This window comes from Nonomuraea sp. NPDC046570 (genome assembly GCF_040645915.1).
Lineage (GTDB): Bacteria > Actinomycetota > Actinomycetes > Streptosporangiales > Streptosporangiaceae > Nonomuraea.
Genome location: NZ_JBEYZF010000019.1, coordinates 121,720 through 146,545 on the forward strand (window position 1 = coordinate 121,720; position 24,826 = coordinate 146,545).

The 24,826-nt window shown below is 72.2% G+C and carries 20 protein-coding genes; 3 read left to right on the top strand and 17 right to left on the bottom strand.

The features are described from left to right. Window positions 1–68 precede the first annotated feature (68 nt). Window positions 69–569 carry a TetR/AcrR family transcriptional regulator gene (locus ABZ911_RS27270; RefSeq protein ID WP_358061643.1) on the top strand — a complete coding sequence of 167 codons (501 nt, stop codon included), beginning with the start codon at window positions 69–71 and terminating at the stop codon, window positions 567–569. Window positions 570–644: 75 nt separating this feature from the next. Beyond that, window positions 645–1,841 carry an MFS transporter gene (locus tag ABZ911_RS27275; protein WP_358061646.1) on the top strand — a complete coding sequence of 399 codons (1,197 nt, stop codon included), beginning with the start codon at window positions 645–647 and terminating at the stop codon, window positions 1,839–1,841. Window positions 1,842–1,898: 57 nt separating this feature from the next. On the opposite strand, the gene ABZ911_RS27280 is transcribed toward ABZ911_RS27275, so the two are convergent. The 15 genes from ABZ911_RS27280 to ABZ911_RS27350 form a co-directional block, all read right to left on the bottom strand. Continuing rightward, window positions 1,899–2,852: an electron transfer flavoprotein subunit alpha/FixB family protein gene (locus ABZ911_RS27280; RefSeq protein WP_358061649.1), complete on the bottom strand. Its 954-nt coding sequence runs from the start codon at window positions 2,850–2,852 to the stop codon at window positions 1,899–1,901. Window positions 2,853–2,871: 19 nt separating this feature from the next. Further along, window positions 2,872–3,651 (bottom strand): electron transfer flavoprotein subunit beta/FixA family protein, encoded by a 780-nt coding sequence (locus tag ABZ911_RS27285; RefSeq protein WP_358061652.1) that lies wholly within the window; start codon window positions 3,649–3,651, stop codon window positions 2,872–2,874. 302 nt (window positions 3,652–3,953) lie between these two features. After that, window positions 3,954–5,396: a serine/threonine-protein kinase gene (locus tag ABZ911_RS27290; RefSeq protein ID WP_358061655.1), complete on the bottom strand. Its 1,443-nt coding sequence runs from the start codon at window positions 5,394–5,396 to the stop codon at window positions 3,954–3,956. A 57-nt stretch (window positions 5,397–5,453) separates the two neighbouring features. Continuing rightward, window positions 5,454–7,334: a protein kinase gene (locus tag ABZ911_RS27295; RefSeq protein ID WP_358061658.1), complete on the bottom strand. Its 1,881-nt coding sequence runs from the start codon at window positions 7,332–7,334 to the stop codon at window positions 5,454–5,456. A 37-nt stretch (window positions 7,335–7,371) separates the two neighbouring features. Then, window positions 7,372–9,522 carry a protein kinase gene (locus tag ABZ911_RS27300; RefSeq protein ID WP_358061661.1) on the bottom strand — a complete coding sequence of 717 codons (2,151 nt, stop codon included), beginning with the start codon at window positions 9,520–9,522 and terminating at the stop codon, window positions 7,372–7,374. Window positions 9,523–9,638: 116 nt separating this feature from the next. After that, window positions 9,639–10,151, bottom strand: a complete 513-nt coding sequence (locus ABZ911_RS27305) for a YbaK/EbsC family protein (RefSeq protein ID WP_358061664.1) — start codon at window positions 10,149–10,151, stop codon at window positions 9,639–9,641. Between the two features lie 63 nt (window positions 10,152–10,214). Further along, entirely contained in the window at window positions 10,215–11,762 is a 1,548-nt protein-coding gene (locus ABZ911_RS27310; protein ID WP_358061667.1) for an FAD-dependent oxidoreductase, read from the bottom strand. After that, complete coding sequence (locus ABZ911_RS27315) at window positions 11,755–12,597, bottom strand: M55 family metallopeptidase (RefSeq protein ID WP_358061670.1); 843 nt, start codon at window positions 12,595–12,597, stop codon at window positions 11,755–11,757. Before ABZ911_RS27315 ends, ABZ911_RS27310 begins: the two co-directional genes overlap by 8 nt. Beyond that, the gene (locus ABZ911_RS27320) at window positions 12,594–13,799 is read right to left on the bottom strand and encodes a DUF6395 domain-containing protein (protein ID WP_358061673.1); all 1,206 of its coding nucleotides are present in this window, start codon (window positions 13,797–13,799) and stop codon (window positions 12,594–12,596) included. The genes ABZ911_RS27315 and ABZ911_RS27320 overlap by 4 nt, the downstream gene beginning before the upstream one ends. Further along, window positions 13,796–14,128, bottom strand: a complete 333-nt coding sequence (locus ABZ911_RS27325) for a hypothetical protein (RefSeq protein ID WP_358061675.1) — start codon at window positions 14,126–14,128, stop codon at window positions 13,796–13,798. Before ABZ911_RS27325 ends, ABZ911_RS27320 begins: the two co-directional genes overlap by 4 nt. 69 nt (window positions 14,129–14,197) lie before the next feature. Further along, window positions 14,198–14,971, bottom strand: a complete 774-nt coding sequence (locus ABZ911_RS27330; RefSeq protein WP_358061678.1) for an enoyl-CoA hydratase-related protein — start codon at window positions 14,969–14,971, stop codon at window positions 14,198–14,200. A 9-nt stretch (window positions 14,972–14,980) separates the two neighbouring features. After that, window positions 14,981–15,985 (bottom strand): ABC transporter ATP-binding protein, encoded by a 1,005-nt coding sequence (locus ABZ911_RS27335; RefSeq protein WP_358061681.1) that lies wholly within the window; start codon window positions 15,983–15,985, stop codon window positions 14,981–14,983. Then, on the bottom strand, window positions 15,986–17,494 hold the full coding sequence (locus ABZ911_RS27340; RefSeq protein ID WP_358061684.1) for an iron ABC transporter permease: 1,509 nt from the start codon (window positions 17,492–17,494) through the stop codon (window positions 15,986–15,988). Next, window positions 17,495–18,850, bottom strand: coding sequence for an extracellular solute-binding protein (locus tag ABZ911_RS27345; protein ID WP_358061687.1), 1,356 nt, complete (start codon window positions 18,848–18,850; stop codon window positions 17,495–17,497). It abuts the gene before it with no gap. A gap of 142 nt (window positions 18,851–18,992) precedes the next feature. Beyond that, the gene (locus ABZ911_RS27350) at window positions 18,993–19,139 is read right to left on the bottom strand and encodes an FAD-dependent oxidoreductase (RefSeq protein WP_358061690.1); all 147 of its coding nucleotides are present in this window, start codon (window positions 19,137–19,139) and stop codon (window positions 18,993–18,995) included. Window positions 19,140–19,254: 115 nt separating this feature from the next. On the opposite strand from ABZ911_RS27350, the gene ABZ911_RS27355 reads away from it, so the two are divergent. Continuing rightward, window positions 19,255–21,171: a peptidoglycan recognition family protein gene (locus tag ABZ911_RS27355; RefSeq protein WP_358061693.1), complete on the top strand. Its 1,917-nt coding sequence runs from the start codon at window positions 19,255–19,257 to the stop codon at window positions 21,169–21,171. Here ABZ911_RS27355 and ABZ911_RS27360 read toward each other — a convergent pair. Both ABZ911_RS27360 and glgP read right to left on the bottom strand, forming a co-directional pair. Continuing rightward, on the bottom strand, window positions 21,168–22,037 hold the full coding sequence (locus ABZ911_RS27360; RefSeq protein ID WP_358061696.1) for a MurR/RpiR family transcriptional regulator: 870 nt from the start codon (window positions 22,035–22,037) through the stop codon (window positions 21,168–21,170). The two genes, ABZ911_RS27355 and ABZ911_RS27360, sit on opposite strands and share 4 nt — an antisense overlap. Before the next feature lie 46 nt (window positions 22,038–22,083). Beyond that, the gene (glgP, locus tag ABZ911_RS27365; protein ID WP_358061699.1) at window positions 22,084–24,666 is read right to left on the bottom strand and encodes an alpha-glucan family phosphorylase; all 2,583 of its coding nucleotides are present in this window, start codon (window positions 24,664–24,666) and stop codon (window positions 22,084–22,086) included. Window positions 24,667–24,826 lie beyond the last annotated feature (160 nt).

Sequence of the window (24,826 nt, forward strand, 5' to 3'; positions counted from 1 at the left end):
CCCCTCTGTTCACCCGCAACAGGGTATCTCGTTTGCAACTGTACCGTCCGGACGGTACAGTGATCTGCATGAGACGGGATGAGTTGCTGGACGCGGCAGAGGATCTGCTGTGCGACCAGGGCTCGTCGGCCCTCACCCTCGCCGCCGTGGCCGACCGGGCAGGCGTGAGCAAGGGCGGGCTCCTCTATCACTTCAACACCAAAGAAGCCCTGATCAGGGCCATGGTCGAGCGCCTCATCGAAGAATTCGACCAGCTCATCGCCACGCAGGAATACGACACCTACACCAAACGCTATCTAGGTGCGACGCTCGCGGCGGTGCGTTCGGGCCGGCTGCGGCGCTGGGCCGTGGTCACGAGCGCCTCGGGCAACATCTACCTGCTGGCTCCGCTGCGTGAGGCGATGGCCCGCTGGCATCGCGAGGGTCTGGCCGACGAGCCGGACCCGCTCTCGTCACAGATCGTACGGCTGGCCTGTGAGGGCATGTGGGACGTGGCGAGCCACGACCCCGACCTTTACGCCGACGGAGACCTCGACGCCCTCCAGGCGCGTCTCCTCGCCCTGATCTAACTCCCCCTCCCCCCTTTTTTCATCATCCTTCCGGGGCACTTTCGCGTGCCCGCACGACCTTGAGAGGTGTCGACGATGACCCGCAGCCTGAGGACCGCCCGTTTTGGGGCGATCCTCACCTTTGTCCTGGCCGGCTTGATGGTGGGCACGATGACCGTGCGAATCCCCGCCCTGACCGACAAGCTCGGCCTGACCGAGGCGACGGTCGGCGCGCTCCTGCTCGTGTGGGGTCTGGGGGCGCTGGTGACCATGCAGTCCATGCGCGGCATCATGGCCAGGGCGGGCAGCAGAACGGTCCTCCGGTACGGCGGCCCGCTCACCGCGCTCAGCCTGCTCGGCATGGGCCTGGCCCCCAACCTGCCCCTGCTGCTGGTCGCCGCCGCGCTGTTCGGCATGTCCTTCGGCGTGGTGGACATCGCGATGAACGCCCAGGGCTCGACCGTCGAGCGGGCCTACGGCCGGCCGCTGATGAACGGCATGCACGCGGGCTGGTGCGTCGGCGCGATCTCGGCGGGCGCGATCGGCAGCCTGTCGATCGCGGTGGGCCTGTCCTTCACCGCCAACCTCGTCCTCGTCGCCCTCATCGCCCTGCCAGTGATCATCGCCATCGGCCGTACGTACCTGCCCGAGCCCCCGGCGAGCGCCGGGACCGCCGCCAAGGCGCGCAAGCGCATGCCGCCGGTCGTCTACCTGCTGGGCGCGATCATGTTCTTCGCGTTCATGGTCGAGGGCACCGTGGCCGACTGGAACGGCCTGTACATGCGGGACACCCTCGGCGCGCCCGAGGCGATCGCCGCGCTCGGCTACCCGGTGTTCGAGATCGGCATGCTGGTGGCCAGGCTCACCGGCGACCGGCTGCGCGTGCGCTTCGGCGTGCGCGGCGTGATGACCGTCTCGGGAGTGGCCACGGCCGCGTTCTTCACGGTCGTGCTGACCGCGACGACCCCGCTGATGGCCGTGTCCGCGATGTTCTTCGTCGGCCTCGGCGTGGCGACCGTGTCCCCGATGACGCTGTCGCTGGCGGGCACCGCCACGGACAACCCGGGCCCGGCGATCGCCCAGGCGGGCGCCATGGGCTACGCGGGCCTGCTACTCGGACCCGTCGCGATCGGCTTCCTGTCGGACGCGACCTCCCTGCGCACCGCCCTCGGCATCGCGGTGGTGCTCGGCGTGCTGATCGCCGTCTCCGCCCGCTTCCTGCCCGCCTACCGCTCCCTGCCCACGCACACCCCCGAGCGGCTGAGCGAGCCCGAACTCGCCCGAGCGGCCTGACCCGAACGCACGACGGCGCCGCCCCGAAACGGGGCGGCGCCGTACGAACGCGCGGGACTACTTGCGCTTGGCGACCTCTTCGGTCAGCTGCGGTACGACCTGGTGCAGGTCGCCCACGACGCCGAAGTCGGCGAGCTCGAAGATCGGCGCCTCCGGGTCCTTGTTGATCGCGATGATCGTCTTCGCGGTCTGCATGCCGGCCCGGTGCTGGATGGCCCCGGAGATGCCGGCCGCGATGTAGAGCTGCGGCGAGACCGTCTTGCCCGTCTGACCGACCTGGAACTGGTGCGGGTACCACCCGGCGTCGGTGGCGGCGCGCGAGGCGCCGACGGCCGCGCCGAGGGAGTCGGCGAGCCCCTCGATGACCGAGAAGTTCTCCGCCGAGCCCACACCCCGGCCACCGGAGACCACGATCGCGGCCTCGGTCAGCTCCGGACGGGCGCCCTTCTCCTGCTTCACCCGCTCCACGATCTTGGCGGCGCGGGCGGAGTCGGACAGCTCCACCGACACCTCCTCCTCGACGCCGGCGCCCGCGGCGGCCACGGGGGCCGTGGCGTTGGGGCGTACGGCGACGATCGGGGTGCCCTTGGTGACCCGGGAGTGCACGTTGACGCCGCCACCGAAGATGGACTGGTCGGCGATGACGCCCTCCGACACGCCCACGGCGTCGGTGATGACGCCCGAGTCGGTCTTGACCGCCAGGCGTCCGGCGATCTCCTTGCCCTCGGCCGTGGCGGCGACGAGCACCGCGGCGGGCGAGGCGGAGGCCACGAGCTGGGCCAGCAGCTCGGCCTTGGGCGCCACGACGTAGTCGACGACGTCCGCGGAGCCGGCCACGTAGATCTTGTCAGCGCCGTACTCGGCCAGCTTGGCCTTGGCCTCGGCGGCGATGCCAGGGCCCGCCCACACCGCGGCCGGGCTGCCCAGCGTGCGGGCCAGCGTCAGCAGCTCCAGCGTGACCTTCTTGACCTCGCCGTCGACGTGCTCGACGAGAACGAGAATCTCCGACATATCAGCAAAACCCCCGTTCTCAGATGAACTTCTTGGACGCCAGGAAGTCGGCGGCCTTCACGCCACCGTCGCCCTCGTCCTTGACGATCGTGCCGGCCGCGCGCGGCGGGGCCGCGGCGAAGTCGACGACCTCCGACCAGGCGGCGCCGAGCCCGACCTGCGCCGGGTCGATGTCGGCGTCGCCCACGGCGAGCGTCTCGACCGGCTTCTTCTTGGCCGCCATGATGCCCTTGAAGGACGGGTAGCGCGGGTCGTTGATCTTCTCGACCACGGACACCACGGCCGGCAGCGAGGCCTGGACCCGGTCGAAACCGTAGTCCGTGATCCGCTGGATGGCGATCGACGAGCCGTCGATCTCGACCTTGTTGGCCAGCGTGAGCTGGGCCGTGCCGAGGCGCTCGGCCAGCATCGCGGCCAGCACGCCGGTGCGCGCGTCGGTGGACTCGGAGCCGAGGATGACCAGGTCGAACCCGATCTTCTTCAGCGTCTGGGCCATCGCGTAGGAGGTCGACAGGGCGTCCGAACCGTGCAGCGCGTCGTCGCTCAGGTGGACCGCCTTGTCGGCGCCCATGGCCAGGGCCTTGCGGATGGTCTCGGTGGCCTTGGCCGGACCCATGGTGAGGACGGTCACCTCACCGCCGTGGGCCTCCTTCAGCCGCAGGGCCTCCTCGACCGCATACTCGTCAAGCTCGTTCACCACGCCGTCGGCGGCGTCGCGGTCGAGCGTCTTGTCATCGGACCTGAGCTTGCGCTCGGTCGCCGTGTCGGGGACCTGCTTCACGCAGACGACGATGTTCATGGCCGGTGGCCGACCTCCCGTGTTCGCGTGCGCCACCGCCGTGCAGCGGGCGCCGGATGCTCGGTTCGTACTCGCGGGGCCACGAGCACGTGCTGTCCAGACTGCCAGGTGCCCTCGTAGGGTTGTGACAGCGGGTGGCCCGGACGACTCGCGGCCGTCCTGGTCCCCCTGAGCGTCATGTTACCCACGAGTAGTTTGCTGGCAAACCCGCAGGTTGTACGGCTCCCGCCGGCAAACGCACCGAGCCCACCATACCGAGCTTTGTTCCGTTACCCGCCCGCACCCCCCACCCGGCCGCACGATCAGGCACTGAGCAGGAAGATCACACCCGCCACCAGCACCGTCCCCGCGAACAACGCCAGCGTGAACGGGCTGAGCATCGTGCTGAGCACCAGCCAGAGCGCCACCACGCCCGCCCCGGCCGCCGCGTCGGTGATCAGACGGCCGCGCCGGACCAGGCTGCGCGAGTAGACGGCCACGCCCGCGTCGGACAGCAGCCCGATCCCATAGCCGACGAGCAGAAGTAACGAGACCTCCGGCAGCGGCGCCCTCGCGGCGGCGGCCAGCAGCGCCACGAACACCCCGGACCCGATGATCCAGCGCCTGCGGATCTTCTCCCGGTGCCGCGCCCGCACCTCCTCCAGCGTCCCAGGTCGGCGCCCCCTGCCGAGCCGCCACTCCCGCGTCGCCAGGTCGTGCACCCCGCCTCCCGGCGGCTCCACCACACCCCGCGCGGCCCCGACCACCGGCTCGTCCACACCCCGGTAGGAACCCGCCGGAACCTCGTCACCCCCCCGAAGGGAGCTCACCGGCAACTCGTCCACGCCACGGCCGGGTCCCGCGACCGACTCGTCCACGCCACGGCCGGGATGTGCGGAGTGTGCGCTCCTGCCGCGGCCGAATCTCCGGCGCGGGGAACTCACCGGAACCACCCCGGAGCCGACGGCCGCGGGAGCCGTACCCGAGGGAGGGGCCGTGTCGAGGGTGGTGCGGATCTGGGCGGCCGTGGGGCGCGCGGACGGGTCGCGGCGCATGCAGGCGCGCAACAGCGGCTCCAGCCACTCGGGCACACCGTCCAGGTCCGGCTCGTGGTGGACCACCCGATAGGCGACCGCCGACAGCGGCCCCCTGCCGTACGGCTGCCGCCCGGTCGCCGCGTAGGCGAGCGTGGTGGCGAAGGAGAAGACGTCGGCCTCCACCCCGGCCGCGTGCCCTTCCAGCACCTCGGGCGCCAGATAGCCGGGCGTGCCGATCACCGCCCCCGAGGCGGTGACGGACAGCGAGTCGAACGCGGAGGCGATGCCGAAGTCGATGACGACCGGCTCCCCCTCGGCCATCATCACGTTGGCCGGTTTGAGGTCCCGGTGCACCACGCCCGCCGCGTGCATGGCCAGCAGCGCCTCGGCCAGCCCCCTGGCCAGCCTGAGCAGGTCGTCCACCGGCACCGGCAGCACGCTCAGCGGCCTGCCCTGGACGTACCGGGTCACGACGTAGGGTCTGGGCCCGTCGAGGGAGGCGTCGAGCACCTCGGCGACGTGCGCCCCCTCGACCCTGCGCATCGTCTCGACCTCGCGGGCGAGCCGGGTCAGCGCTCCGGCGTCGGCGGCGACGTGCGGGTGCAGCACCTTGACCGCGACCGTGCGGCCCTCGTGGTCGAGCGCCAGGTGCACCTCGCCGAAACCGCCTGAGCCGAGCGGGGAGAGCAGCCGGTAGGGGCCGAGAGGCTCACCGTCAGACGATGCCATATGCCTCCTTCCTGCCCGTCGCTCACCATCCTGCCCCCTACGGGGGCGGGAAACACGTCAGGACCAAGGCGACAGGAAGCCCAGCCCCATCTTGTCCAGCAGGTCGTTGACGAGCCCGGTGATCAGCCCCATCGCACTGTCCTGCGCCGACTTGCTGAGCCTGTCGATCACGTCTTCCGGCGGCTGCCACGGATCCCACATCGGGTTGTGCCTGAGCGCGTACATGACCGCCAGCGCCGCCAGGGTGCCGACCACGAGCGCCACCACCAGGGCGGCTCCTGGTGAGCGGATCACGCCGGTGAGCGTGCGGGCGACCGCCTTGCGCGGCGCGCCGCCGCCCGGCAGCACGAACAGCCCGGCCGTGAAGGCTCCGGCCGCGTACGCCGCCGCCTCGTTGACCTCCATCCCGCCCGCGAAACGCAGCGCGCCCCACACGCACACGCCGAACATGATCGACAAAGGCACGTGCACGACCGTGACCAGCGCCGCCTTGATCAGCGCCCACGGTGTGCCCAGCAGGGCCAGCAGCGGGTCGGCGGCGCTGCTGCCCCGCGCCTGACGGCGCTGCACCATGTCGCCGAAGAGGTACTCGCCGACCCGCAGCACCAGCGCGAGCACGATCGCCAGCGCGCTCACCATGACCGGCAGCACGCAGGCCGCCGCGACCAGCGCGACCAGCAGCAGCGCCGAGATGAGAGTGTGCCCCGCCCGGTAGGGCGGCCGGTTGTCGCGCGGCTGCGGCGGCGGGGTGAACTGCCGGGGCGGCTGGGTGGGCGGCGCGTACGGCCGCACCTCGCCCCGGGGCTGCTGCGGCGCCGGGAATCCGGCGACCCGCTGGTCCGCGTAGGGCGCGGGAACGTAGGGCGGCGGGTTGGAGGGGATGTACGGCGGCGGCTGCTGCCCGCGTGCCGGCTTCTGCTCGCGTGGCGGCTTCTGCTCGCGTGGCGGCTTCTGCTCGCGCTGCCTGCGGGGCGGCTGGGTGTAGTCGACCGGCGGCAGCAGGTCGGAGAAGCTGTCGTCGCGGCCCAGCGAACGGGTCTGGCCGGGCGGCGGCGCGGCCGGCTGCTCCAGCACGCGGGTGCCGCTCGGGTGCGGCGTGCCCTCGGGCGGGGTCTCGTGGAAGGTCGTGACCGACGGGTCCAGCGCGCGCGAGAGCCGCAGCAGCTCCTGCGCGCTCGGCCGGGTCTCGGCCTCGACCGCCAGCGCCCGCGACAGCCAGTGGCGCAGCCACGCCGGCGCCTTGTCGACCTGGGCGCGGCCTTCCATGATGTTGAAGCAGACGACCTCGAACGAGCCCGTGCCGAACGGCGGCCCGCCGGTCGCGGCGAAGAACACCGTCGAGGCCAGCGCGTGCACGTCGGCCGCCTGGGTGATCTCCGAGTCGCGGATGATCTCGGGCGCCAGATAGCCGGGCGTGCCGACGAACATGCCGGTCTGGGTCAGCCTGGTCGCGTTGACCAGGTGCGCGATGCCGAAGTCGATGACCAGCGGCCGACCGTCGACCAGCATCACGTTCGACGGCTTGAAGTCACGGTGGATCACGTCCGCGGCGTGGATGGCGACCAGCGCGGCGCACAGTCCCTGCGCCAGGCTGATGATCTCCTCGGCGGACAGCGGCCCATCGGACAGGACCGTCTCCTCCAGCGTCCGCCCGGGCGCGAACCTGGTCACGACATACGGCTGGCCCCCCGCCAGCTCCGCGTCGAGCACGTCGGCGACGTACGGGCTGCGCACCCGCCGCATCGTCTCGACCTCGCGGGTCAGCCGGTCGCGCGCCTTCAGGTCGGCCGCCACGTGCGGGTGCAGCACCTTGATGGCGACCTCGCGGCCCTCGTCGTCGATCCCCAGGTGGACAACCCCCATGCCACCCTCGCCGATCTTCCTGACCAGCCGGTAGGGACCAAGCCGCTCGGGCGCCTGGGTGTTGCCGGAGCTCATCGCCTCATTCCCCTCGGTTCTCGCCGCCCCCCTGGCGTCATCTCCCCGCCTTCCCCCTCAACAGATCGTCCAGCAGGTTCTCCACGGGGACCACCGAGACCGGTGACCACACCGAGTGCGTGCCGATCGCGACCGCCAGCGTCAGCGCGGCCACCACTCCCAGCACACCCGCCACCACCATTGCCACGGTACGCGACGGCATCAGCGACGACAGGGATCTGCGCATCTGGCGGCCGGGGCCCTCGACTCCGGGACCGGCGCAGATGGTCAGCAGCGACACCGCCGCGCCCCAGGCCAGCGCGTTGGCCGTGGGCATGCCCTTGACCAGCACGATGAGCAGTAACGTCACCGGCAGGCCGAGGATCAGCGCGTACAGGACCAGGGCGAGCGTGACGCCGACCGACTTGACCAGTGCCCCCGGCAGCGCGAACACGCGCACCACGTCGAGGGCCGCCGCGCCCGTGGACCGGCGGGCGTTGAGCTGCGGCTGGGCCAGGTCGGCGGCGCGCAGCAGGATCGCGAACGGGATCGCCACCGCGGCCATCACCACGGGCGCGAGGACCGCCAGGGCGGTCATGATGATCAGCAGCATGGCCCCCGCGACGCCGTACGCCTTGGAGCGCTGCAACGCCAGCCCCGGCCGGGCGCCCGGGATGTACGGCTCGCGCTTGGTCGACGGCTCGGGGGCGGGCTGGAACGGCGGCTGCGACTGCTGGTAGGACGGGTGGCCCTGGGTGTCGGGGCGCACCCGGCGGGTCGGCATGTCGGCCTCGCGGCGCTGCGGCGTCACCTGCTCGCCGGACGGCGGGTACCCCTGCTGGGCCGGACCGCCCGGACGGGCCGCCGCCCCGAACGCCCCGGCGTGGGCGGAACCGGCGGGTGGCTGCGCGGGAGCCTGCCCGGAGTGCGGCGGCTGCGTGGGGTACGGCCAGGGGCGGCTGGATCGGGGGTCGGGGGCGATGTTGGTGGGGACGTCCCACGGGGTGGCCGGCGCGCCCGCCTCCTCGCGGATCTGGCGCAGCTCTTCGGGAGACACCCTCCTGGTCGGCCACGGGTCGCCGCCCTGCTGCTGCCCCTCCTGGCCGAGCAGCGAGACGAACTCGCCCGACGGCGGGCGGCCGTACTGGCCGGAGCCCTGCTGGGTGGACGGTGGCGCCGCGGCGTGGGGCGTGGCGGCGGGCGGCCCCACGGCGTGCGGCGTGGCCGCGGGCGGCGCCGAGGGGTGCGACGCCGAGCCGTAGGGGCCGGGCACCGCGTGGGGGGCCGAGGGCCGCGCGGGCGGGATCGCCGGGGTCGGCACGTCGGCGGGGTCGGGCAGCGGGTGCGGCGCCGAGCGGTCGGCGCGCGGCACGGTCGAGATCTCCTCGGGCCGGCCGGGCAGGCTCGGCAGCAGCCGCGCGGTCTGCTCGGCCAGGTCGGCGGCGTTCGGCCGCTTGGCCGGGTTGCGCTGGAAGGCGGCCTTCAGCAGCGGCTGCAACTCCTTGGGCGCGGAGGCGACGTCGGCCTTGCCCGCGGTGATGTTGTAGAAGATCATCTCCAGCGTGCCCTTGCCGAAGGGCGGCTGGCCGGTGGCGCCGAACAGCAGCGTGCCCGCCCACGCGTGCACGTCCACCTCGGGCCCGGCCTCGTGGCCCTCGATGATCTCGGGGGCGAGGTAGCCGGGCGTGCCGATGAACATGCCGGTCTGGGTGAGCCTGGTGGCGTCGACCGCCTGCGCGATGCCGAAGTCGATGAGCACGGGGTCGCCGTCGAGGATGAGGACGTTGCCCGGCTTGAGGTCGCGGTGGATCACGCCGACCGCGTGCACGGCCGCCAGCGCGGAGGCCACGCCGTGCGCGACCCTGATCAGCGCGGGCAGGTCGAAGGGCCCGTCCTGCTTGATGATCTCGTCGAGCGGCCGGCCCGGCACGTAGCGCGTGACGATGTACGGCCGGTGGCCGGTCACGTCGGCGTCGAGCACCTCGGCGATGTACCGGCTGCGGACCCGGCGCATGGTCTCGACCTCACGCGAAAGCCGCCGCCTGGCGACATCGTCACCGGCGACCTCCGAGCGCAGGACCTTGACCGCCACCTGCCGTCCCTGAGGGTCGACAGCGAGGTGGACAACGCCCATTCCGCCTTCACCGAGCCGCCTGAGCAGCCGGTAAGGGCCTAGTCGGTCGTCCTGATTCATGGCATGTAGCACCATACCGGCTTAAACCCCGCCCACGAGATGAACCATGAGGCCACATTCCCACTCGTACAACGTCCAGGGTGGGCCCAACGGTTTCCCCAATAACGGCTTTGATCTATCTCAAATTGGCCTCAGTTCGTGAGGGCGAGCACCTCCGCGGTCTTCAGTTCCGCTAGGGCGGCCCCGGGCAGGGCGAGTTTGGAGTGGCGCACCCCGCTGCCGATGATCACCCGGGGATGCTCGGCCACCCGGGTGTCGACCAGGACCGGCCAGCTCTCCGGCAGACCCAGCGGCGTGATGCCGCCGTAGGCCATCCCGGTGAGGGTGACGGCCTCGTCCATGGAGGCGAAGCTCGCCTTGCGGCCGTCTAGGTGCCTGCGCACGATGCCGTTCACGTCCACCCGCATGGTGGCCAGGATCATGCAGGCGGCGTAGCGGATCTCGCCGCCGCGCTTGGCCGCGACGATCACGCAGTTGGCGGACTCGTCGAGCGACACGCCGTACCTCGCGCAGAACTCGGCCGTGTCGGCCAGCTCCGGGTCGATCTCGGCCACTTCGACGCCGTCGAGTTGCCCGACGGCTCTGGCCACCGGCTCGGCGAGCAGGTCCGCGCGCTGCGCGGCCGGCACCCAGTGCAGGCTCATGCGTTCCTCTCCTCGATCGCTCCCCCAGGACCCTACGCCCGCACCTCGCCTTTCGCGCGACGGTCAGGCGGACTGCAGGGCTCTTTCGTGCAGGCCGGTCACCGCTGTCCGGGCCGACTCCATGGCACCGGCCTTCCAGGCGACCAGGTGCGTGAGCCAGTCTCCCGCGAAGTACACCCGGCCCGCTGGACGCCGCAGGAGGGTGAAGCCCGCGTCGTAGGAGGGCCAGCGGGCCCAGCCGCCCTCGATGTGCGCCTGCCGCTCCCAGGCGATGGACACACTCGACAGCACCTCGGAGCGGTACTTCTCGCCGTGGATCTTCTTGCCCTGGGTGAGCGCGCGGCGCAGGCGGTCCTCGGGGACGAGCGCGCCGTACAGCTCGGCTTCCTTCTCGGTGTTGTAGTAGCCGACGAGCAGGCCGCGGTCGCCGTGGTAGTCGTGGCTGGGGTACCAGATGTGGGTGATGTCGAGGTCGGTCTCGGTGACGCCGCCGTAGATGTGGTCGTCTGTCTCCCACCAGCGCCTGCCGTACTCCAGGCCGATCTTGCCCGCGGCCACCGGGACCGGGGTCCGCAGGGCGGCGGTGATCTGCGGGCCGAGGTTGTGCGGGACGCGGGCGAGCAGGTGCGGGGGGAGGGTGGCGATGCAGTAGTCGGCCTTGAGGGAGCCGTCCTTCCAGGCGACCTCGACGCCGTCGGGCCGGTCGGTGATCCGGGTGACCTGGACGCCGGTGCGGACCCGGTTCTCGCCGACGGCCTCGCCGAGCGCGCGGACGATCATGTCCATGCCGCCGACCGGCTGGAACATGGGGGTGGCCTGGTCGTGGCCGAAGTCGTTGGTGATCGCCCGGCCGACCCCGGCGGCCAGCACGTCGGACACCGGGGCGGGCGCGCCGAGACCGGTGCCCGCGCCGACGCCCGGCCAGTCCTGGAAGCCCCGGCGCGGCGAGCCGTCGTAGTCGAGGGCGGGGCCGAGGTCGCCGAACCGGCGCAGGAACTCCAGCAGGCGTTCCTTGTCGTCGGCGGTGAGTTTGCGGTCGAGCACGCCGGTGTCGGTGGCTTTGGCGAGGAGTTCGGCGACATAGCCGTACATGTCGGCGCGGGCTGTCCGGGCGCGGACCGTCCTGCCGTCGATGTGCACGTACGCCGAGGCGTTGTTGTTGACGAACGTCTCCAGGCGGACGCCCAGCTCGCGGCAGTAGTCCATGGTGACCATCCACGGCGCGATCCGGCCGGGGCCCGCGTTGAAGTAGACGCCCTCGCCGAAGCGGACCTCCTGGGTCGGACCGTTCAGCTCGCTCAGCCGGTCGCCGGAGCGCAGGGTGATGCTCCGCCCGCCGATCCGGTCGCGCGCCTCCAGCACCGTGACGTCGTAGCCCGCCTTGCCCAGCTCGTAGGCGGCGGTCAGGCCCGCCACCCCGGCCCCGAGGACCACGACCGAGGCCGCGCTCCTGCCGCGCAACGTGAAGTCGCCGGGCCGGGGCGGGGCGAACGCCGTCTCCTGCGAGGAGGGGGCCAGCCCGAGCGCGCCCATCGCCGCGTACATGGCCCCGGCGCCGCCCGCCGCGCCGATGCCGACGAGCAGCCCCCTGCGGCTCAGCCCATCACCCATACGGGCCGCTGCCGCAGGCGATCTGCCCGCCGATCGTGGAGAAGAGCCCGAACAGGGCCATGATCTGGGAGAAGTCGTCGGTGCTGAACTCGATGTGCCTCGGCCCCACGGACTTCACCCCGGGAATGAGCGAACACCCGGCCGCGATAGCCGTGGAGTTCCACTCCACCCCCAAGGTGTACGGCGGAGCCAGGCTGTAGGGCGTGAAGTCGGTCAACCGGTCAAGCGCCCGGCTCGTCGCCTCACGAATCCTTGCCTGCGCCACACTCGGCGGCAGCAGCTCGGCGGAGAACTTGTCGATCCCCTTCTTCACCGCCACGGTCTCCACGTCGCCGAGCAGCTCCCTGGCCTCCTCGCCGACCGCCTCGTCCCCCGCGACCAGCACGACGGGCACGCCGTGGAACCCGGCGCAGGCCGCCACCAGCCGGGTCTCGCCGCACACCTCGCCGTTGAGGTAGACGTTCTGGATCTCCTTGCCCATCCAGGTGTGGTTGAGCACGCCGTGCTGCACGCCCGCCCGCGCGTGGTAGCCGACGAAGCAGGCCGCCTGGAAGGACGGGTCCAGCCCGTGGGCCATGCGCTGCGGCTTGCCGGGGCCCCGGATCAGCGTGGCGCGCGGGTCGATCAGGTCGATCCTGAGCTTCTTGGTCGAGCCGTGCGCGTCGTTGACCAGCACGCTGGACGCGCCCGCCTCGAACGCGCCCTCGATCGCGGCGTTGGCGTCGCCGGTCATCAGCTCGCAGCCGCGCTCGTAGCCCCGGCCGCCCGCGTGCATCTCCTCGGGGTCGGTCAGACCGGTGACGCCCTCCATGTCCACGGACAGGTAGACCTTCATGAACCCCACTCCTCCACTCGGCGCGCCTCGTCGGCGCTCATGAACCCGACCTCGGCCGCCAGGTACCGCTCGATCTGTCCCCGCCACGCCTCGGGGATCTCCTCCAGCGCCTTCGGGTAGCAGTGGTCGAGCCAGCGGGTGGACTCCTCGGTGGCGCCGAGGTGGCGGGCGGCGGCGCCGAAGACGGTGTCCTCGATGCCGGGGACCCGGGCGCAGCCGTACTCGATCATCTCCTGGCCGCCGTAGGGCGGTGGCTTCTGCCACTTGCGGGCCACCGGCCGGTCGGGGGTGATCGGGGTGTCCAGCGGGCGGCCCTCGACCGCGGCCTGGATGAGCTCCTTGTACAGGCACTTCCCGCAGGTACGGCAGGGCCCGCCGGTGCCGCGCAGGCACCAGCGGAGCTGGTCCTTGAGGTCGGAGTTCAGCGCGATGCGCATGGTCACCGCCTCGCTCACCCCGCCCACCGGCAGCACGATGTGCACGCCCGCCGCGGCGAACAGCCTGCCCCACCGGCCGTGCGGCGACCACATGGGGTTGTCGGGGGTGTAGCGCAGCAGGTACCGGCCGCCGCCGAGCCAGCGTGAGCCCAGCTCGTAGCCGAAGGCCAGGCCGCCCAGGTCCAGCCGGTCGGCGTTCAGCAGCGCGCCCGCGGCGACCGCGTGGTGCTCGGGGTAGCCGGGGCGCGGCTCGGCGAGGGTGTACTCCAGGTCGGAGGTGACGGTGGTGAGCTCGCGGCCGGTCTGCGCGGCGAGCTTGGCCAGGATGTCGGAGCGGTAGTGCGACCAGCGGTTCGGCACCCGCGGGTGCGGAACGCGCCGCAGATGGACGACCGGCGCCTCGGGCAGCATCGTGGCGGCGGCCACCGAGTCGGCGCCGCCGCTGTAGGAGATCGCGAGGGTACGGCCCGCGCTCCTGGGCGGCCCGGCCACCGGCCCCGCCTCGATCCCCCAGCCGTCGGCCAGGGCGCCGGCCAGCTCGGCGGAGACCGGCCGGTCGAAGGTGATCCGGCGGCGGGTCCAAGGGGCGACGACCGTCCAGGCGGCGACCGCGTACAGGTCGGGGTGCGCGTCGCCGGGGATGCCGCCGATCGTGCAGGAGTTGGTGCGCAGCTTGATCGGGTGGCCGTCGGAGGCGTGACCGGTGAGCTCGTCCTCGGGGTCGAGCCTGAAGGTCAGTTCGCCGCCCGACCAGCTCGCTCTCACGCCCGCCGCCCCTCGGCTAGGTTTCCGCTCCTGAGGTCGTCGATCGCCTGCCAGACCAGGACCTCGTTCTGCAGCACCCGGTCGAGCGACTGGGCGGCCTCGGTGGCCAGGCGGTGGGCCTCGTCGAGCCGCGCCTTGTCCGCTCCCGCCCTGGCGGCGGCGGGCGGGACCGGGGCCTTGGCCGCACGCAGCCCGGCCACCTCGCCCTGCAGCGCCACGACCTCCCGGCGCAGCGTCTGGACCTCCCACAACGCGTCCCTGATGTCCTGGCGATGGTCGGCGACCGAGATGTAGCGGGAGTCGAACCAGGTGCGCACGGCTTTACGCATCCGTGCGGGTATGAGGGCGCGCATCATGACATGTCACGATAGCGAGATCTCGGGCTGGGTTTGCCCGGTTCAGCGGCCGAGGAACTTGGGCTTGGCCTTCTCGGTGAACGCGTGCATGCCGATCTTGGCGTCCTCGGTGGCGAACAGTCCGGAGAACTGCAGCCGCTCGATCTCGAGACCGGTGTCCAGATCGACCTCGAGCCCCTGGTCGATGGCCTGCTTGGCGGCCCGCAGCGCGATCGCGGGCCCGCCCGTGAAGCTCGCCGCCCACGACAGCGCCTCGGAGTACACGTCCACGTCCGGCACCACGCGGTCCACCAACCCGATCGCCAGCGCCTCCGGCGCGCTCACATGCCGCCCGCTGAAGATCAGGTCCTTCGCCCGCGCGGGCCCGACCAGGCGCGACAGCCGCTGGGTGCCTCCGGCGCCGGGGATGATGCCGAGCTGGATCTCCGGCTGGCCGAGCTTGGCGCCCTCTCCCGCCACCCGGAAGTCGGCGCACAGCGCCAGCTCGCAGCCGCCGCCGAGGGCGTAACCGGTGATCGCGGCGATGACCGGCTTGCCGATGCGCGCGACCGCGGTGAAGCAGTCCTGAAGGGTACGGGAGTGCGCGACCATGTCGGCGTACGACATGTCGGCCATCTCCTTGATGTCCGCTCCGGCGGCGAACACCCGCTCCCCGCCGTACACGATGACCGCCTGCACGCCGGTGTCGGCGTCGACCTGCCGGGCGGCCTCGCCGATCTCCTGTTGGACCTGCCCGTTCAGCGCGTTCATCTTCGGACGATCGAGCCTGATCGTCGCAACCTGGTCAGCCACCTCGACACGTACGAACTCACCCATGGGCCGACCTTATCCGGCCGAAGGGTAGAAGAGCACGGCCCCCTCGACCGAGACGCCCACCCGATCGCCCTGCCGGTGCGGCGCCCCGGCCCTGGTGCGGGCCCTGACCACGACACCGTCGTCGAGCGCGACCGTCACCGCCGCGTCATGGCCGAAGAACTCCACCCGCTCGACCACCCCGGGCGAACCGGACGCCGACAGCACGAGCTGTTCGGGCCGCAGCGCCACCGTGCCCCGCCCGGCCACGCCGTTGGCGCGCTGGGCGAGCCTGCCGAGCGCGCACGAGACCATCCCCTGGACCGAGACCGCCTCCAGCACGACCGCCTCGCCGACGAACGTGGCCACCCCCAGGTCGAGGGGGTCCTCGTACACCGAGGCCGGGGTGCCCTCCTGCACGATCAGCCCGTCCCGCATGACCGCGACCCGGTCGGCCATGGACAGCGCCTCCTCCTGGTCGTGGGTGACCAGCACGGCGGTCGCCCCCGCCCGTTTCAGCGCGGCCCTGACGTCGTCGCGCACCGTCCCGCGCAGCGACCGGTCCAGCGCGTTGAACGGCTCGTCGAGCAGCACCACCCGGGGACGCGGCGCGAGCGCGCGGGCCAGCGCCACCCGCTGCTGCTGCCCACCCGACAGCTCGTACGGCATGCGCGGGCCGTACCCGCCGAGGCCGACCAGCTCCAGGCACTCGGCGACGCGTTCGGCGCCGCCCCGGGCGAGGCCGAAGCCGACGTTGCGGGCCACGGACAGGTGCGGGAACAGGGCGGCCTCCTGCGGCACGATGCCCACCCGCCGTTTCTCCGGCGGCAGCCCGGTGACCTCCCACTCGCCGAGCCGTACCGAGCCCGAGTCGGCGTGCTCGAATCCGGCGACGACGCGGAGCAAGGTCGTCTTGCCGCAGCCGGAGGGGCCGAGCACGGCGGTCAGGTCGCCCTCGGCGACGGTCAGCGAGGCGCCGCGCAGCACCGGTGGCCCGTCGAACGCCTTGGTGATCTCCGAGACGGTCAGCCCTGTCACCTATCTCACCTCGCGCATGCCGAGCAGGAATCCCGGGACGGCCGCCAGCAGCATCAGCAGGGCGGCGTAGGGGGCGGCGGCGCCGTAGGAGCCGGAGCCGGTCTCCGTCCACAGCTGGGTGGCCAGGGTGTCCAGGCCGGTCGGGCGGAGCAGCAGCGTGGCCGGGAGCTCCTTCATCGCGGTCAGGAACACCAGGGCGGTGCCCGCGAGCACGCCGGGCAGCGCCAGCGGCAGCGTGACCTGGCGGATCGCGCCGAGCGGGCTGCGGCCGAGCGAGCGGGCCACCTCCTCCAGCACCGGCGGCGACTGCAGCACCGAGGCGCGCACCGCGCCGACGGCGGCGGGCAGGAACAGCACCGCGTAGGCCAGCACCAGCAGCGGCCAGCGCTGGTAGAGCGGGTAGGCGTAGCGGACGGCGAAGAAGACCAGGGAGAGCGCGATCACGATGCCGGGCAGCGCGTGCCCGACATAGGCGGCCTGCTCCACGAACCGCGCGGTCCGCGACCCGTGCCGCGCCGCGATGATCCCCACAGGTACGGCCAGCGCCCCCGTGACCAGCGCCCCCGCCGCCGAGACGCCGAGCGTGGCCCCCACCGCCGCCCCCAGCTCGGCCGCGGCGACGCCCCGGGAGGACCCCTCGACCAGCCAGAAGGCGATGCTCCCGAGCGGAAACCCGACCGCCGGGACGGCCACCGCCGCCGCCCACGCCAGGGCGGGCGTCCGCGCGGGCCCGAGCCGGACCACGCTCGCCCGCCGCGGCGTGCTGCCGCCCAGCGCGTAGGCCGCCCGGCCCCTGCTGCGCGCCTCGGCGAGCACGATGAGGAAGGTGACGAGCACCAGCAGCAGGCCGAGCACGGCGGCGGGGGTGCGGTTGAAGCCCGCCCGGTAGGAGGTGTAGATCTGCGTGGTGAAGACGTCGAACCGCATGATCGAGACGGCGCCGAACTCGGCGAGCGCGTACATCGCCACCAGCAGCGATCCGGCCGCCGCGGCGGGCCTGAGCTGGCGCAGCACCACGCTCGCGCGGCTCCTGCCGAGCGACAGGGCGACCTCCTCCATGGCCGGGTCCATGCGCCTGAGCGCGGCGGCCACCGGCAGGTACACGAGGGGGTAGGTGCAGAGGGTGAGCACCAGTGCCGAACCCCAGAAGCCCGAGATCGCGGGGAAGGCGGCCACCCAGGTGTAGGCGGCGACGTACGACGGCACCGCCAGCGGCAGCGCGGCCAGCACGCCGAACACCCGGCGGCCCGGCAGGTCGGTCCTGATGACCAGCCAGGCCAGCGAGATCCCCACCACGGCGCAGGCCGCGGTCACCGTCGCGGCCAGGCCGAGGCTGCGGACGGCCAGCTCGGCCGTACGGGCGCGGGCCAGCACGTCCGCGAACGCCCGCGGGCCGCCCTCGGCCGCCCTGACGGCCAGGTAGGCGACGGGCGCGAGCGACAGCGCCGCCGCCACCAGCGCGGGGGCCAGCAGCCCGGCGGGGATCCGGCGTGACCGGAAGGGCCGCACCTAGACCAGACCCACGTCCTGGAGCAGCTTCAGGGTCTGCTCCAGCGAGTCGAGCCGCCCCAGGTCGATCTCGGGGCCGTTGAGCGTGTCCAGGCCGGGCAGTCCCGCCTCGGGCTGGACGCCGGCGATCAGCGGGTACTCCTTGGTCTTCTGGGCGAAGTACTTCTGCGCCTCCGGGCCGAGCAGGAAGTCCATCGCCTTCTGTGCCGCCTGCGGGTGCCTGGCCGCCTTGAGCGCGCCCACGCCCGCGACGTTGACCAGCGCGCCGGGGTCGCCGCCCGGCAGGAAGGCCAGCTTGGAGGGCACGCCGTTCGGGCCCTTCTCGGCGACCTTCTCGTACCAGTAGTAGTGGTTGATGAGGCCGAGCCGCAGCGTGCCCGCGTCCACGGCGTTGAGGATGTCCACGTTGTTCGGGTAGGTCTGGGTGCCGTTGGCCTTCATGTCGGTGAGCCATCGCCTGGTTCTGTCCTCGCCGGACACCACCCGCATCGCGGTGACGAACGCCTGGAAGGAGGCGTTCGTCGGCGCCCAGCCGACCTTGCCCTTCCACTCGGGTCCGGTCAGCTCGAACACGCTCTTCGGCGGCGCGGTCACCGTGCGCGGATCGTAGACGATCACCCGGGAGCGGCCGGAGACGCCGACCCAGGTGCCTTCGGCACTGCGGTACCGCTGCGGGACCCGGTTCAGCAGCGCCGCCGGCACCGGGGCGAGCAGGCCCTGCTTGGACAGCGCGCCGAGTGCCCCCGCGTCCTGGGAGAAGAACAGGTCGGCGCGGGTGCGGTCGCCCTCCTCCAGGAGCTGGGCGGCCAACTCGGCGCTGTCGCCGTAGCGGACCTGCACGTCCAGGCCGGTGCTCGCGCTGAGCCGGTCCAGCAGCGGGCCGACCAGGTTCTTGTTGCGCCCCGAGTAGATGACCAGCGCGTCGTCGTCGAAGCCCTCCCCGCCGCCCCCGCCCTCGCCCTCGGCGCCGCAGGCGGCGGTGACCAGGACCAGGAGGACGGCGAGCAGCCGGATGGCGGTGTTCCTCATGTGGATCTCCTGTGGATGGACCTCCGGAAGGTGTGCGCGGGGCGGCTCCGGCACAGGCGCTCCGCGACGTTGTCGCGGTGGCGTCGCCAGGCGATGTCGGGCGACCGGTCGCGTACCCCCCGGGCGGCCGGCCAGGTGGTAGACCGCGTCGGCGCTCTCCAGGGCGGCGCGGACCAGGTCGTCGCCGTCGAGCAGGTCGGCGGTCAGCACGGTGAGACCATGCCGGTACGGCTGCGGCCTGCGGTCGATCCCGACGACCCGCTCGCCTCGCGCGAGCAACGCCTCGGTCAGCACCCGGCCGATGAACCCGGCGGAACCGGTCACCACGCATGCCACCGCGATCCCCGCCTTCCCGGCTGGACCCAGTAAAGGTAGCCTAACCTCACTCCACCCAGCCATCAAACGTGCCGTGGTGACGAAAGCCGCGAAGCGTCCCCTCGCGCTCGTCCTCCTCGGGCGGCTTCGGCTCCTACGAGGCTGCCGCGACGGCCGCGCTCACTGACAGCCCGCCCACGGCGGAGGCCCGTTCGAGTACGGTCACCGAGAGGCCGAGCCGCGCCGCCCTCCAGGCCGCGGCCAGGCCGGCGGGGCCCGCGCCCAGGATCACGAGATCCATGGCCGCGACCCTATCCGGTCACACCCTGAAAAAATTCTTCTCAAGACTCTCCCCGGAGAAGGAAAATGTTGAGACGCTGACTGCAGCCGAAGACCCCCCAGTCAAGGAGCGGTTCATGCGCAGAACGTTGGCGACCACCGCCATCGTCTTGTTACCTCTGCTGATCACCCCCACCGCCGCCTCCGCCGCCCAGGAGCCCGACGAAAGGCAGCAGGCGTTCGCCTCGGCCGCCGAGCGGTACCAGGTGCCGGAGAGCGTCCTGCTCGGCGTCTCCTATCTGCAGTCCCGCTGGGACGCGCACGCCGGGCAGCCCAGCAACGACGCCGGATTCGGCCCCATGCACCTCACCGACGCGGCCTCCTTCACCGGGAGCAACCACCACGGCGAGGGCGAGGAGGACCCGCGCGGCGACGAGACCCGTCCGCTGGCCGTACCGAAGGTCGCGCCCGTGACGCAGGAGATCCCGGCGTCGCTGCGGACGCTGGAGAAGGCGGCGGAGCTGACCGGCGAGTCGCGGGAGGCGCTGCGCGCCGACCCCGCGGCCAACATCCGCGGCGGCGCCGCGCTGCTGGCCGACTACCAGAAGTCGCTGGGCGCGCCGCTCAGCCAGGACCCCGGGCAGTGGTACGGCGCGGTCGCCAAGTACTCGGGCGCGACCGAGGCCGACGCGGCGAAGTTCTTCGCCGAGGAGGTCTACGCCACCATCCAGGAAGGCGCCGAGCGGGTCACCGACGACGGGCAGAAGGTCAGCCTGAAGCCGGTCCCGGGCGTCGGCAAGATCGTGAAGTGGCTGGAGGGCCTCGGCCTGCTGCACCCGCGCCGCGACGGCGTCGAGTGCCCGCCCACGATCTCCTGCGAGTGGATCCCCGCAGCCTACGCCGAACTGCCAGGCGACGACTACGGCCACTACGACCTGTCGGACCGGCCGCGCAACCAGAAGATCGACTACATCATCATCCACGACATGGAGGGCTACTGGGCGCCCTCGGTCGCGCTGAACCAGGACCCGACGTGGCCGGGAAGCTGGCACTACTCGATCAGGTCCAAGGACGGGCACATCGCCCAGCAGATCAAGACCAAGGACGTCGGCTGGCAGGCCGGGAACTGGTACGTCAACGCCAAGTCCATCGGCCTGGAGCACGAGGGCTTCCTCGCCGAGGGCAGCACCTGGTACACCGAGGCGATGTACCGCACCTCCGCCAAACTGGTGCGCTACCTGGCCTTCAGGCACGGGGTGCCGCTCGACCGGGCGCACATCCTGGGCCACGACAACGTCCCCGGCACGCTGCCGACCACCGTCCGGCAGATGCACGAGGACCCCGGCCCCTTCTGGGACTGGGAGCGCTACTTCGAGCTGCTCGGCGCGCCGCTCCACGGCTTCGGCGGCCCGAACACCGCGTCCGTCATGATCAAGCCGGACTTCGCCGTCAACAAGCCGTACTTCTACGGCTGTGACCGCAAGAACCCGTCGGCGGCCTGCCCGCCGCTGCCCGCCTCGACCGTGTGGCTGCGCACCGAGCCGCGCGCCGACGCGCCGCTGGTCAAGGACATCGGCAAGCACCCGACCGGCGAATCGCTCTACAGCGTCTACGACCACAGCGCCCGCGCCACCACCGGCCAGCGCTACGCGGTCGCCGACCGGCAGGGCGAGTGGACGGCCATCTGGTACCTCGGCCAGAAGGCCTGGTTCCACAACCCGCAGTCCCAGCCCACCGCCGTGCCGTCCCTGGGCCTGGTCGTGACACCGAAACCGGGCCTCACGACCGTCCCGGTGTACGGCAGGGCCTACCCGGAGCAGGAGGCCTACCCGGCCGGGATCCCGTACCAGGCGGTCACCCCGCTGCAGTACACCTTCGCCGCCGGGCAGAAGTACACGCTGGCCGGTCCCGCCGCCACCGAGTACTACCGGGCCGTGACGTTCGACCCCGCCTCGCACACCGTGGTGCGCGGCAAGACGAAGTACTACGAGATCCAGTTCGGCCATCGCGTGATGTTCGTGAAGGCCGACGACGTGCGGGTGTCGATCTCCTAGCGCTTCCGGTTGAACCGTTCGACGGCGCGCCTGGTGCGCTGCACGGCGTCCTGTGAGGCGTCGAAGGTGCGCTGGGCGACGCCGACGAACACGCAGTCCACGACGAGGAGCTGGCTGATCCTGCTGGCCAGGGCGCCGGGCCGGAACTCGGTCTCGCGCCCGGCCGAGATCAGCACGTGCTCGGCCAGCTCCGCCAGCGACGAGCGGGGGTTGTTGGTGATCGCGACGGTGGTCGCGCCCGCCTCCCCCGCGTGCCGCAGCGGCTCCAGCACGTCGGGGGTCTCCCCCGAGGTGCTGATGCCGATCGCCACGTCGCCCTTCCTGAGCAGCGCCGCGCTGGTGAGCGCCAGGTGGGCGTCCTGGAAGGCGTGGCTGGACATGCCGATGCGCATCAGCTTCTGCGCGACGTCCTCGGCGACCAGGCCGGAGGCGCCCACGCCGTACGCGTCGATCCGGCGCGCCGACGCGATCGCGTCCACGACCAGCCCGAGCCGCTCCGAGGTGAGCTGGGCGACCGTGTCGTTGATCGCCTCGGACTCCGCCCTGGCGACCTTGAGGATCACCTCCGACAGCGGGTCGTCGGGGGCCAGGTCGCCGGGAACCAGCCGGTCGGGCTGGGCCGCGGCGGCCGCCAGGGCGAGGCGAAGCTGCGGATACCCGGCGAAGCCGAGCAGCCGCGCCGTCCGCACGATGGTCGCCTCGCTGGTGCCCGAGGCGGCCGACAGCTCGGTGATGGTGCTCCGCGCCACCGTCGCGGGATCCTCCAGGATCAGGCGGGCCACGGTCTGGGCGGCGGGCGTCAGAGACGGAAGGACGCCGCGGACCGAGGCCACCAGAGTGTCGGCCCTGAGACCGTTGTCGTCCACGAAACTGATTATGCGGCCTGTGTCCGCATGGTTCACCTCCTGGCCGTCACCGCAGGGTGCCGTTCGTCATGCCCACGGGCTCCTCCGGCACGGTGATGAGGCCCAGCTCGGCCGGCGCGGCCATCAGCGGGTGGTGCGGCACCACCCGGACGGTGTAGCCGAACGCGCCGGTACGGTCGAGCGGCACCGCCCCGCTGAAGTGCGCCTTCCCGTCATCCCCGAAACCGTCGACGGTCAGCGTCAGGTAGCTCGGGTGGACCAGCTCGTCGTGCGGGCCCACCCGGCCGTAGGCCGCCTGGACGCTGACGTCGGACGGGTCGAGTTCGCCCAGCGCGACGGTCGCCCGCAGCTCCAGCGACGAGCCCACCTCGGGCGTGTCCCCCACCCCCGACGCCTCCACGTGCTCCACCCGGACCCCGGGCCAGGCCTTGGTGACCCGCAGCCGCCAGGCGGCGAACGCCTTGGCCTGCGTGTGGGAGTCGGCCGACAGCTCGCGCGCCGCGACGGCGGCCGGCGTGTACAGGCCGACCACGTAGTCGTGCAGCATCCGCCCGGCCAGCACCTTGGGCCCCAGGGTGGTGAGGGTGTGCCTGACCATCTCCAGCCAGCGGCGGGGCAGCCCGTCGGCGGCCCGGTCGTAGAAGCGGTCGGAGACCTCGTGGTCGATCAGGTCGTAGAGCGCCGCCGCCTCCAGCTCGTCGCGGCGGTCGGGGTCGGCGACGCCGTCGGCGGTGGGGATCGCCCAGCCGTTGGTGCCGTCGTACCACTCCTCCCACCAGCCGTCGCGGATCGACAGGTTGAGCCCGCCGTTCAGCGCCGACTTCATGCCGGAGGTGCCGCTGGCCTCCAGCGGGCGCAGCGGGTTGTTCAGCCAGACGTCGCAGCCCTGGACCAGCAGGCGGCCCAGCGCCATGTCGTAGTCGGGCAGGAAGACGATGCGGTGCCGCACGTCCTCGGAGTCGGCGAACGTGACGATCTGCTGGATGAGCTTCTTGCCGCCCTCGTCGGCCGGGTGCGCCTTCCCCGCGATCAGGATCTGCACTGGCTTGTCCGGGTTCAGCAGCAGGCTCTTGAGCCGGGCCGGGTCGCTGAGCATCAGCGTGAGGCGCTTGTAGGACGGCACCCGGCGGGCGAAGCCGATGGTCAGCACGTCGGGGTCGAGCGCGTCGTCGATCCAGCCGAGCTCGGCGTCGGAGGCGCCCCGGTTCCGCCAGGAGCTGCGCAGCCGGACCCGCGCCTGCTCGACCAGGTGCCGGCGCAGCCGTCCCCTGATGCCCCAGATGTCGGCGTCGGAGAGCTTCTGCACGCCCTCCCAGCCGCGCGACGTCTCGATCAGCGAGGGCAGCTCCCGTCCGGCCAGCTCCATGATCTCGCGGCCCACCCAGGTGGGCGCGTGCACGCCGTTGGTGATCGAGCCGATCGGCACCTCGTCCACGTCGAAGCCGGGCCAGAGGCCGCTGAACATCTCCCGGCTGACCGCGCCGTGCAGCACCGAGACGCCGTTGACGCGCTGCGCCAGCCGCATCCCCATCAGGGCCATGTTGAACGTGCCCGGCACGTCCTCGGCGCCGAGCGCCAGGATCCGCTCCAGCGGGACGGTCGGCCAGGCGCTGTCGCCGCCGAAGTGCCGCTCGATCATCTGCGAGGGGAAGCGGTCGATGCCGGCGGGCACGGGGGTGTGCGTGGTGAAGACCGTCCCCGCGCGTACGGCTTCCAGCGCCTCGTCGAAGCTGAGCCTGGCCTCGGTGAGCTCGCGGATGCGCTCCACGCCGAGGAAGCCCGCATGGCCCTCGTTGGTGTGGAAGACCTCGGGGTCGGCGTGCCCGGTGACGCGGCAGTAGGCGCGGATGGCCCGCACGCCGCCCACGCCGAGCAGCAGTTCCTGCATGAGGCGGTGGTCGCCGCCGCCGCCGTACAGCCGGTCGGTGACGTCGCGGGCGGCGTTGTCGTTGTCGGCCACGTCGGAGTCGAGCAGCAGCAGCGGCACCCGGCCCACCTGCATGACCCAGACCTGGGCGTGCAGCGCGCGCCCGGCGGGCAGGCCGATGCGGATCTTGACCGGGGTGCCGTCGGTGTCCTTCAGCAGGGTCAGCGGCAGCCCGCCCGGATCGAGCGAGGGGTAGTGCTCCAGCTGCCAGCCCTCGGGGGACAGCGACTGGGTGAAGTAGCCGTGCCGGTAGAGCAGCCCGACCGCCAGGATCGGCACGCCCAGGTCGCTGGCGGCCTTCAGGTGGTCTCCGGCGAGGATGCCGAGGCCGCCGGAGTACTGCGGGAGGGCGGCGGCGATGCCGTACTCGGGGGAGAAGTAGGCGATGGCGCGGGCCGCGTCGGGCAGCGTCTGGTACCAGCGGGGGGCGGTGACGTACTCGTGCAGGTCGTCGGCCGCGTCGGCCAGCCTGCGGAGGAATCGGCGGTCGGCGGCCAGTTCGCGCAGCCGGGCGGGATCCACCGCGCCGAGCAGCGCGACGGGGTCGTGCCCCACCCGCTCCCAGGTCGCGGGGTCGACCTCGGCGAACAGATCCATGGTCTCTGGATGCCATGACCAGCGGAGATTGTGCACAAGTTCGCCCAGCGCGGTCAGCTCCGCGGGCAGGACTGTGCGGACGGTGAACCTGCGGATTGCTCTCACGTTTAGACCCTAGGCGGTTCGACGGCGTGGGACAGGCGGTATTCGACGCTCCTGTCCCACCCTCACCAACGACATACCCCTTCAAACGCTCAGGCGGGTATGACTCCACCTCCTTCCGTGTTGACGCATGAATCATGACTATTGGGGCACCTCCCACCAT